Origin of the sequence: Paraburkholderia sp. Ac-20347, from assembly GCF_017104805.1 — a bacterium.
Taxonomy (GTDB): Bacteria; Pseudomonadota; Gammaproteobacteria; order Burkholderiales; family Burkholderiaceae; genus Paraburkholderia; species Paraburkholderia tropica.
Genome location: NZ_JAAGPN010000594.1, coordinates 1 through 1182, shown reverse-complemented (window position 1 = coordinate 1182; position 1182 = coordinate 1). Strand labels below are relative to the sequence as shown.

Genomic DNA, 1182 nt, shown 5'->3' with positions numbered 1-1182 from the left:
GGTGTCGAGCGCCTGCACCAGCGCGGGATCGAGCGTGCGGCGCAGCGTGGCGCCCGCCGTGCCGCGCGGGCCGTTGCGCACGCGATCGACGGGTAGTGCGAGCAGCGGTTGCGTGTCGAGGGCGTCATTCTCGCCGCCCAGTTCGCGCAGCCAGTAATCGATCTGCGCCGTGTCCTGCGAGGCGCGGCGCGCGCGCTGCCAGATCGCGTAGTCGCCGAATTGAACCGGCAGCGGTGCGAACGCGGGCGCCGCGCCGCGCAACGCCGCCGCATAGCCTTGCGCGAATTCGCGCAGCAGCGTGGCTTGCGACCACGCATCGGAAACGATGTGCGGCATTGCGAAATGCAGCACGGTTTCGTCGGCGAGTTGCGTCTCTGCGTGCGGATACGTCAGCAGCGTCACGCGCAGCATCGGGCCGCGTTCGAGATCGAACGGCAGCCGCGTGAGCGCTTTCAGACGCGCGTCGAGTTCGTCGGCGTGAGCAAGCTGTTCTTCGCGCCAGTCGTAACTGCCCGCCGCATCGACGTGTTGCCACGCCTCGCCCGCATGCTCCACGAAGCGCGTGCGCAGCGTCTCGTGACGCGCGACCAGCGCATCGAGCGAACGGCGCACGGCCGCGCGGTCGAGCGCGCCCGTCAGCGCCACCGCGCCCGAGATCGTGTAGGCGGCGCTCGCGGGATCGAGCTTCCAGAGGAACCAGAGACGCTGCTGGCCGTCGGTCAGCGGGATCGGCGCGCCGGGTGCGCGCGGCGCGATCGTGTCGACACTCGCTGATGTGTCGCGTTCCGCGTCGAGTTCCGCGGCGAGATCGGCGAGCACGGGGTTCAGGAACAGCGTGCGCAGCGAGACCGCGCGCGCGAGCGCCTCGCGCACGCGCGCGGCGACCTGCATCATCAGCAGCGAATGGCCGCCGATTTCGAAGAAGTTGTCGGTCACGCCCAGATCGTCGCGGCCGAGCACGGTCTGCCAGATCGCCAGCAGCGTGCGTTCGGTTTCGCTGCGCGGCGCGGTGCGGCGGCGCGCAGCGTCCTGCCCCGGCTCGGGCAGCGCGGCGCGGTCGAGCTTGCCGTTTTGCATCGTCGGCAGGCGGTCGAGCCAGACCAGCGCGGACGGCACCATGTAGCCCGGCAGACGGCTTTGCAGCAGACGGCGCACGGCCGTGTCGTCGGCCTCGCCCACCAC

1 protein-coding gene is annotated in these 1182 nt (G+C 71.0%); it reads right to left on the bottom strand.

Going from position 1 to position 1182, the window contains the following annotated elements; genetic code table 11:
* A partial coding sequence (locus G3N97_RS38895) for a condensation domain-containing protein (protein WP_241031107.1) occupies positions 1–1182 on the bottom strand: 1182 nt, incomplete at both ends.